Annotated in this window: 10 protein-coding genes and 1 pseudogene; 6 read left to right on the top strand and 5 right to left on the bottom strand. The window is 69.2% G+C overall.

Features of this window, described 5'->3' with window-relative positions; translation table 11 throughout:
* Nucleotides 1-396: 396 nt before the first annotated feature.
* Nucleotides 397-999: a TetR/AcrR family transcriptional regulator gene (locus tag ACIOHC_RS35660; protein WP_351083986.1), complete on the bottom strand. Its 603-nt coding sequence runs from the start codon at nucleotides 997-999 to the stop codon at nucleotides 397-399.
* Nucleotides 1,000-1,090: 91 nt separating this feature from the next.
* On the opposite strand from ACIOHC_RS35660, the gene ACIOHC_RS35655 reads away from it, so the two are divergent.
* Nucleotides 1,091-2,578, top strand: coding sequence for a carboxylesterase/lipase family protein (locus tag ACIOHC_RS35655; protein ID WP_401845581.1), 1,488 nt, complete (start codon nucleotides 1,091-1,093; stop codon nucleotides 2,576-2,578).
* Nucleotides 2,579-2,633: 55 nt separating this feature from the next.
* On the opposite strand, the gene ACIOHC_RS35650 is transcribed toward ACIOHC_RS35655, so the two are convergent.
* Entirely contained in the window at nucleotides 2,634-3,062 is a 429-nt protein-coding gene (locus ACIOHC_RS35650; protein ID WP_351083989.1) for a hypothetical protein, read from the bottom strand.
* A 529-nt stretch (nucleotides 3,063-3,591) separates the two neighbouring features.
* Between ACIOHC_RS35650 and ACIOHC_RS35645 the strand changes: the two are divergent.
* Both ACIOHC_RS35645 and ACIOHC_RS35640 read left to right on the top strand, forming a co-directional pair.
* Nucleotides 3,592-4,194, top strand: a pseudogene (locus tag ACIOHC_RS35645) (carboxyl transferase domain-containing protein); the annotation flags it as partial.
* A gap of 16 nt (nucleotides 4,195-4,210) precedes the next feature.
* Entirely contained in the window at nucleotides 4,211-4,702 is a 492-nt protein-coding gene (locus ACIOHC_RS35640; protein ID WP_401845592.1) for an acyl carrier protein, read from the top strand.
* A gap of 658 nt (nucleotides 4,703-5,360) precedes the next feature.
* On the opposite strand, the gene ACIOHC_RS35635 is transcribed toward ACIOHC_RS35640, so the two are convergent.
* Nucleotides 5,361-5,492, bottom strand: a complete 132-nt coding sequence (locus ACIOHC_RS35635; RefSeq protein ID WP_351087098.1) for a hypothetical protein — start codon at nucleotides 5,490-5,492, stop codon at nucleotides 5,361-5,363.
* A gap of 199 nt (nucleotides 5,493-5,691) precedes the next feature.
* Here ACIOHC_RS35635 and ACIOHC_RS35630 point away from each other — a divergent pair, with 199 nt between their 5' ends.
* Nucleotides 5,692-6,429 carry a thioesterase II family protein gene (locus ACIOHC_RS35630; protein WP_401845578.1) on the top strand — a complete coding sequence of 246 codons (738 nt, stop codon included), beginning with the start codon at nucleotides 5,692-5,694 and terminating at the stop codon, nucleotides 6,427-6,429.
* The gene (locus tag ACIOHC_RS35625) at nucleotides 6,426-6,692 is read left to right on the top strand and encodes a transposase (protein WP_401845575.1); all 267 of its coding nucleotides are present in this window, start codon (nucleotides 6,426-6,428) and stop codon (nucleotides 6,690-6,692) included. The genes ACIOHC_RS35630 and ACIOHC_RS35625 overlap by 4 nt, the downstream gene beginning before the upstream one ends.
* Here the strand turns inward: ACIOHC_RS35625 and ACIOHC_RS35620 are convergent.
* Nucleotides 6,667-7,134, bottom strand: coding sequence for a 3-oxoacyl-ACP synthase III family protein (locus tag ACIOHC_RS35620; protein WP_401845573.1), 468 nt, complete (start codon nucleotides 7,132-7,134; stop codon nucleotides 6,667-6,669). The genes ACIOHC_RS35625 and ACIOHC_RS35620 overlap by 26 nt on opposite strands.
* Entirely contained in the window at nucleotides 7,131-7,697 is a 567-nt protein-coding gene (locus ACIOHC_RS35615) for a thioesterase II family protein (RefSeq protein ID WP_401845570.1), read from the bottom strand. The genes ACIOHC_RS35620 and ACIOHC_RS35615 overlap by 4 nt, the downstream gene beginning before the upstream one ends.
* Between ACIOHC_RS35615 and ACIOHC_RS35610 the strand changes: the two genes are divergently transcribed.
* Nucleotides 7,696-8,241, top strand: coding sequence for a GNAT family N-acetyltransferase (locus ACIOHC_RS35610; protein WP_351087091.1), 546 nt, complete (start codon nucleotides 7,696-7,698; stop codon nucleotides 8,239-8,241). The genes ACIOHC_RS35615 and ACIOHC_RS35610 overlap by 2 nt on opposite strands.
* Nucleotides 8,242-8,247: the final 6 nt, after the last annotated feature.

The raw sequence follows: 8,247 nt of genomic DNA, 5'->3' as shown, positions 1-8,247 counted from the left end.
GGGAACGGGTCATGATCATGTCGCTTGTTCTCCTTCTCGGACTCAGAGACAGTCCCGCTGTGACAGCCGGTGCGTGATTGAACGTACTAACACCCTTTATTGCTGTCATATCGAGCAAATCGGGACCCCCTGTTCTGATGGGCCGATCGGGTATGCAGAGCTCCTTCACGACGCTCCGACAGAAACTGAACATCAATCAAAGCTGTTCTGAATGTGGGGAGTTGAAAGGCCGTTAGTCCTTGCAGGTGATCTTCTGACGTCTGCTCACCCGAGGTGGCGGTGGGACGCCGGAAAGTGTCGGCAAGTCGCTGCTTGACATGTGGCCTGTCGTAGGTCCCAGGGGGGTGCGTGAGTGGTGGCTGTCCGGCGGGCGTGGCCGCCGGCGGTTGGGTGCGGTCAGATCTTGTTGGTGAACAGTCGGCTGAGGTGCTGGTCGACGGCGGTCAGGGCCTCTTGGGGCTCGATCACGCTCAGTTCGATGAGCGGGGTCAGGCCGGTGAGTGCCAGGAGCAGGTTGGTCTCTGTCGCCGGGTCGCGGTCGGGGCTGATGTGGCCGTCGGTGATGGCTTGGCGGACGATCTGCTCGATGAGGTCGCGGCCGTGGGTCAATCCGTCGCGTGCGCGTGTGTGGATGTCCGCGTTGTGCAGTGCCTCCAGGACGTAGGCGGCGCTCATCCGGCTCGTCGCGCGTGCGTCGGGACGCAGGGGGAGCATCTCCGTGAGCATCGCCCGGAGCGTGTCGCGGGGGTGTGGCGGGTCGCCGAGTCCTGTGATGCCCTCGGTGACGCGCCGTGATGTCTGTTCGGACGCGAAGTCCATGGCGAAGACCAGCATCTCTTCGCGGGTGGCGAAGTAGTGCTGCACAGCGCCGTGGGAGATGCCCGCTTCCCGGGCTACTTCGCGGACGCTCGCGTGCGCGATGCCGCGTTGTTCCACTGTGCGCCACAGTGCTCGGGCGATCGTCTCGCGGCGTTCGCGGTGATCCACCTGCTTGGGCATCGTTGGCCTCCTCTTTTTCAATACAGTTGACATATTACAGTTGGCTGGTAAAGGCTGAGGGTCCGTTCCGTTCGTGGGGGAGGGGTGTGGCATGTCCGGACAACCGAGAGCACGGACTGCGGAGGGCCTTGTAGAGGGGTGCCGGCTCGGGGAGCATGTGGTCTTCCGTGGTATTCCCTATGCTCAGCCGCCGGTCGGGCCGTTGCGCTTCCAGGCGCCTGTCCCGGTCGAGGGGTGGGACGGGACGAGGCGGGCGACCGGGTTCGGCCCGGTGGTTGCGCAGGCGGGGCCGACGGCCGAGAGGTCGGTCGGGAACGACTGGCTCACGCTCAATGTCAGCACCCCGGTTCTGGGGGAGGCCGGGCTGCCCGTGCTGGTGTGGGTTCACGGTGGTGCCTACATCGCGGGGGCTTCCAGTGATCCGATGTATGATCCTGCGGCCCTGACCGGTGCGGGCCTGGTCGTGGTGAGCATCAACTACCGTGTGGCGGTGGAGGGTTTCGTTCTTGTCGAGGGCGCCCCGGCCAATCGCGGGTTTCTCGACCAGATCGCGGCCTTGGAATGGGTGCAGCGCAACATCGCCGCTTTCGGCGGGGACCCTGACCGGGTCACGGTGGCGGGGCAGTCCGCCGGGGCGGGGTCGATCGCGGCGCTACTGACGATGGAGCGGGCGCGCGGGTTGTTCCGCAGGGCTATCGTGCACTCGGTGCCGGGGTCGTTGTGCACCCGCGGGCTGGCGGAAGAGGTCGCCGCAGTGCTCGCGGGCCGGGTCGGTGCGGCACCTGACGCCGAGGCCCTGTCCGGCATCGACCCCTTGCGCCTGGCCGGCGAGCTCACCGCTCTTGGTGCCGACCTTCCCGGCCACCGTGAGCGTTGGGGCCGACTCTCGCAGATCGGTGTCGCCGTGTGCCCGGTCCTCGACGGCGTGGTGCTCACCGAAACGCCCTGGAGGGCGCTGGCCGGCGGCCGTGCAGGCGGAATCGAGCTCCTGGTCGGCCACACCCGCGATGAGTTCCGGCTGTTCAGCGTCATGATGGGGCGGCTGGGCACCTTCACTGAGGACGAGGCCCGTACGGCCCTGGATCTGTTCGCCCCGGCATCGGACGGCGCGGATGCCTACCGTGCCGCCCACCCGCAGGCCACCCATGAAGAACTGCTTGAACTGGTGTACTCCGATGCCCTCTTCCGGATGCCCTCACTGCGGCTGGCCCAGGCGAACCAGGCGGCTGGAGGCACGTCGTTCCTCTTCGAGCTGCGACTGGCGGCTCCGGCGTCCGGCGGTGTCCTGGGCGCCTGCCACAGCCTCGACGTTCCCCTGGCGTTCGGCACGTTGGACAGCCCCGCCGGCCGGCACTTCTTCGGCGACCGGCCGGCGCCGGAGGTCTCGGCGGTGTCCTTGGAACTGCAGCGGGGATGGGTCCGCTTCGCCACGGCCGGTGACCCCGGGTGGCCCGCCCACCGGCCCGAGCGACAGCTGACTCGCGTCCTGGATGTCGAGTCGAAGACCTTGCCCTACCCGGAAGAGGCATCTCGCCGGATCTGGGAGCGACACGACCCGGCCCCCTTCGACCTCACGTAGACGAGGATTCGGTTTTGCTCGGGTCTTCCCGGCCGGCGGGGCGTGGAGTTGCCCCTCAGGGCCCCGGTGCCACGGTGGCGGACCACTGGCCGGCGCGCTGGCGACGTTCTTCGGGATGGACGCGAGCCCGGGGGCCGGTGGCGGCCCCCGACCCGGAAAGAGTGCCGGCCTGACCGACCGGGACGGCGGCCTCCTCGTCGTGCGCCTCGGTCAGCTCGGTGAAGACCGCCACCCCTCGTGTGAGCCAGAGGTCCACCGAGGCGAGGACGGACGCGAGCACCACGTTGGGCAGCAGATGACGCAGCAGGGAGCAGACTCGCTCGGCGAGGTCCTGGTAGCCGCTGAGCGCCTGCGACATCGCCTGGACACCGGCGAAACGGCCCACCAGGACGTCGGAGGTCTCCCGGGGCACGACGTGGGGGAGGAGCTCTCCCTGGGCCTGTGCCTTCTCCAGGAGTCCGGTCAGGACCTCGCCCCAGTTCACTCCATGGGCACCGTGGTCGTCAGCGACGGGAAGCGGACAGCGGAGGTGCGATCGACGGAGCCGTCCGGCCGTCTTGTACGGGTGCCTCGTTCGTGAGCAGGCTTGGTGAGCCCCTCGCTCGCGGCACACCAGAGAGACATACCGCCCGGTTTGGTTTCCATGTTCCCTCACGCTCGGTGGAAGTGAACCCGCGAGCATCGATTTCATCATTGATGCGGCTTTCGCTCCCCCTTTTCTGCTTGGGAAGTTCCCCCTGCGAGCGCCGCTCGACCTTGCTGCTCCAGGGATTTTTGACGACAGAGGGCGCTTTCGTGAGCCGATTCCGCCGTGGCGGCCGAGGTGGTACGAGTGGAGTGCGGTAGGGCGAATCAGGATGGACTGAGCGCTCTCACCAGGGCCTTGCACTCCGTGCTTGCGAGGAACTGGGGCCGGGGTCCGCGGGTGACGTGGCGGGCCGCCCGGTCGTGTGACGGTGCTGGGAACGGGCTTCGTACAGGGCGCCCCGCGGCTGGCGATAGTGCGGCGAGTGATGAGGTGGCGCAGGTGGGACCACCCCCGTAGACGAGAAACCACGTCTATGGATTGTTGCTCTGCGGTGTCGAGAGGCGACGTCGAGAGGGGCTGTGGCGTGTCGGTGGGGAGGCTTGCCGGGGCGGGCGAGCCGAGTGACACCCGTGGCCGTGTGGCCGAACTGCTGGCACTGCGCGAGCAGGCCCGCCGCGGACCGAGTGACCGCGCGACCGAGGCGCAGCACGCCAAGGGCAAGCTGACGGCGCGTGAGCGCATCGAGCTGCTGGTCGATCCGGGTTCGTTCAAGGAGGTCGAGCAGCTCCGCCGGCACCGGGCGACCGGCTTCGGCCTGGAGGCGAAGAAGCCGTACACCGATGGTGTCATCACCGGCTGGGGCACGGTCGACGGCCGTACGGTCTTCGTCTACGCGCACGACTTCCGGATCTTCGGCGGCGCCCTGGGCGAGGCCCACGCCACCAAGATCCACAAGAGCATGGACATGGCCATCTCGGCCGGTGCCCCGCTGGTCTCGCTGAACGACGGCGCGGGCGCCCGTATCCAGGAGGGCGTGTCCGCGCTCGCCGGATACGGCGGGATCTTCCAGCGCAACACCCGGGCCTCCCGCCGGGGCGCGGGAGATCCTCGACCTCCTGCGAGAGGAACTGGCCCGCATCCTATGCTGCGACCCCTGGGACATCGACCCCACGGCCGCCTTCAACCTGCTCGGAGCGGACTCCATCATCGGCGTGCAGTCCGTGGCGGTCATCAACCGTACGTTCGGCATGAGCGAGCGGGCGGTCACGCTCCACAGCCCCCTGATCTCGCTGCGGTCGCCCGCACATCGCCCTCGTCACCAAGGCACCGGCGTCCTCGGCGGCCGTGCAGGCTCCGGTGACGGCGGTTCCGGCGACGGCCACCGCAGGGCCCGAGCCCCTGGGGGTACAGGCGCACCTCGACGCGGCACGCGACGATCCGCTCTCCACCGATCCCGGTGCGGTTCAAAATCCTTCGGGGGCTCACTGTGGAGTCGGCCATGTGCGTTTGCCGGTCAGCTTGTCGTCAAAAGGTCTGCCCGTAGTCCGGTGGGTCTGGAATTCCAGGGACATGACGTATCGCATCGAGTCCGATGAGGCTCTGGCTGAGCTGCTCCACCGCGCCGTTGAGTCGTTGCGGCAGGGGAACCGTCGCGCGGACATCGAACTGCGTGGTCCGCTTTCGGAGTGGCTGGAGGATGCAGGGACGATGAGGGCGTGATCAGCCCTTATGCAGTAGACGTGGCCCGAGTGGTGCTGGGCGATCGGTCTCGGCGATCTTCTGGTTGGCAAAGGCCGTTTCTCGGTTCGCCGGCCATGCCCGTCCGTACTGCCTGTCCGATAGCCCTGAGCGCCGCTGCGGCCGTCCCGCCTCGTGCACACCACTGCAGGTCACCGAGGTCAAGGCACTGGCCTGCCGGCTGTCCGCCGAGACCGGCGTGCCGAGATCTTCATCACCGGCCCCGGCTTCCGGCTGAAGGCCGCCCGGGTACTGGACCTGTACACCCGCACCTGGCAGGGCAGGGCACTGGGTGAGGACGAGTACGTGATGAGAAGACCTCGATACAGGCCCGCCCCGCTGCCGCTGCCGCCCCACCTTCGCCCTCGGCAAGGCCTGCGCGATGCGCGTCAACCGCACCTTCGGACGCGGCGGCGCACTGGCCTACCTCGCCGCCTACGATGTCCACCGGGGGAAGCAGGCCGCCCTCAGCGGCGCCGGACCGAACGCCGACAGCACCACCGGGCACGAGGTCCCTCATCGCGGCACTCCTTCGAAGGCACCGCTTCGCGCGAGGAGCCCGGGGACGACCCGGCCTTGCTCCACGGCGCCCTGGGCGAACTCGCCGCGACCGCCCCCGTGGTGGTCCTCGTCGACGATGTCCACCACGTGGATGAGGCCTCCGCCCGGTGCCTGCTGTACGTGTGCGGACGGCTCGCGACGAGCCGGATCCTGCTGGTGATGAAGCCGCTCCGCACACTTGAGAACGTGCGCACACACGCTCGAACCGGACTCGGAGAAATGATCAGGGGCCCGCGGACCCGCTATCGTCCGGTGTTCCGAACGGAGAACGTGGGACGGAGTCAGCATGGAACTGCGCCTGTTCGTGTTCCACCACGCAGGTGGTTCGCATCTGCCCTACCGGGACTGGCCGGGCCGCTTCCCGGCCGGCTGGGACGTGCGGCCTCTCGACGCCCCCGGCCGCGGTCGGCTGATGGACCGCCCCACCATCGGTGACGCCCTCCAGCTCGTGGACCACTTCCGCACCGAGCTGGATGCCGAACTCACCGGTCCCTACGCCCTGTTCGGTCACAGCATGGGCGGCCTCATCGCCTACGAGCTCACCCGCAGGCTCCTGGCCGAGAGCCGCACGCCGCCCGTCTGGCTGGGTCTGTCGGCGCGCGGAACGCCCCGCCCGGACGGCGACGGCACCCACCGGCACCTGCTCGACGACGACGGGCTGCGCCGCGAACTGGCCGCGATGGGCGGCACGCCCGCTGCGGTTCTGGAGGACCCCGAGCTGTGGGAGCTGTTCGGCCCGGCCATCCGGGGCGACCTGCGGCTGGTGGAGACCTGGCGCCCGACCCCCGACCTGGCGCCGCTGCCCGTGCCGCTGTCGGTCTTCGGCGGCACCGCCGACACGGTGGCTCCGCCCGCGTGCCTGGCTGGCTGGGCAGAGCGGTCGGAGTACTTCCTCGGCCTGTATCTGTTCGAGGGCGGGCACTTCTACTTCCAGCCCGACCCCTCCGCGCTGACCCGGCAGATCGCCGAGGACATCCGGCGTGCGCTCGCGCGCGACGGATCCACCCGCTCGGTGCCGCGATGACCGTGAATGTGCGCCGGTACCTGTGGGGCGGACACTTCTGGTCCGGCTCCTACTTCGCCGGATCCTGCGGCGAAGCACCCTTGACCGTCGTCAAGCAGTACATCGAAAAGCAGCACATCGAAAACCAACAGCGTACCGTCCGACCTCACCCTGGAGGCGCAGAGCACTCCGGTGCTCCGCACCTCCAGGGTGAGGGTGACCTGCACCCCCGCCCTGAAGGGCGGAGCACTGCCAAGATCAGAGGTAGACCTCGCTGCCGATGACGAGCGCCAGGCGTCGCCGCCCGTCGGTCTCGGGCACGGCCAGCAGCCGGGAACCGGTGTGCAGCGTGGCGATGAAGCCGACACACACGGCGTTCACGTCGAAGGCCGCCGCCCGGCGTGCGCCGAGGCGGTGCCGCACGAACACGGCGGTGGCCGGCCGTGGATGGTCGGGAGTGGAGGTCGCGACGACGATCCAGGCGAGTTCCTCCGGCCGTTCCCCGGCGTCGGCCAGGGCCCGCACGGCGGCCTCGGTCGCGAGATCGGAGGCGGCCTCGTGGTCCGCGGCGTAGCGCCGCTCCCGGATGCCGGTCTTGCGTTCGACCCATTCGGCGGTGACCCCGGCCCGGGCGGTGGCCGTCTCGTTGCTGACGATCCGTTCGGGCAGGTACGAGCCGGTGCCGGTGATCCCGGTGCCGCTCGGGGCGGGCGAGTACACGGTCATGCCGGCACTGCCACCGGTGTCCGGGCCAGCCGCTCTTGGACCGTCCTCGTCCTGTTCCTCGACGAGGAGGAAGACCCGCCGGGCAGGACCCTCGGGCCGAACCCGGACCGGGTGCGGTTCACCCATGCCTGTACGTCCTCGAGGCGTGCCTTGGGGTCCTGGTCGCCGGTGAACGCGGTGACGGGACAGTCCAGGGCCGGCCCCGGGCGGTGGCGGTAGTCGCGCACCGCCCCGTAGTCGGCGCGCAGTGCGGGCAGGATCATGCGCAGCGTCTCCTCTTCGCCGAGCAGCGCGCCTCCGGTTCCGTTCAGCTTCCGGACCTCCGCGACGACCTCCTCGTCGGCGCTTGGCTGCCACTCGTCGCCGCGGTCCAGGGAGGGGGCGCGGCGGCCGGAGATGAACAGTTCGGCGGGGCCGTTGCCCGCCGCTTGCATTCGACGGGCCAGTCGGCATCTCCGCCGCAAGTTCGCGATTTTTGAAGGCGCGTGAGGCCCCGGGTCCGTGGGTTGATCGGTTCGCGCTTCTTGATCGATGTCGAGCCTGCTCGCTAGGTTGGTCGGCATGACCGATGTCAGACCCCTCGCCTGGCCACCTGCCCCGATAGAGACCGAGCGGCTCGTACTCCGCGAGTCCGAGGCCCGGGACCGCGCGGGGATCATCGAGCTGAGCGCTTCGCCAGAGGTGGGCACCTACCTCGGTGGCCCTCGATCGCGCGACGAGCTCGAACGCACGGTGCCCGAGGTACCCGGACGGCGACCCGGCTTTTTCGTGATCGAGCTCGACGGGGCGATGATCGGTACGATCTTGCTCGATCCGCACGCAGAGCGTCCGGGGCACGTCCGTCCGGACGTCGGGAGGACCGAGCTCGGCTACCTGTTCCTGCCGCAGGCGTGGGGATTCGGGTACGCCGCCGAGGCGTGCGCAGCGGCCCTCACCTGGTTCGCCGACGCGCTGCCCGGCGAGCCGGTGGTGCTCCGCACCCAGACCGCCAACGAGCGCTCGATGCGCCTCGCGGCAAAGCTGGGGTTCACCGAGGTGGAACGATACGAGGACTACGGCGCCGAGCAGTGGTTCGGCGTGTGGACTTCGGTCACGCCTCCAGCCTGAGCTCGT

The organism is Streptomyces sp. NPDC088252, assembly GCF_044740965.1.
In the GTDB taxonomy this organism is placed as follows: domain Bacteria; phylum Actinomycetota; class Actinomycetes; order Streptomycetales; family Streptomycetaceae; genus Streptomyces.
The sequence above is the reverse complement of the archived record's forward strand: the minus strand, read 5'-3'. Positions and strand labels throughout refer to the sequence as shown.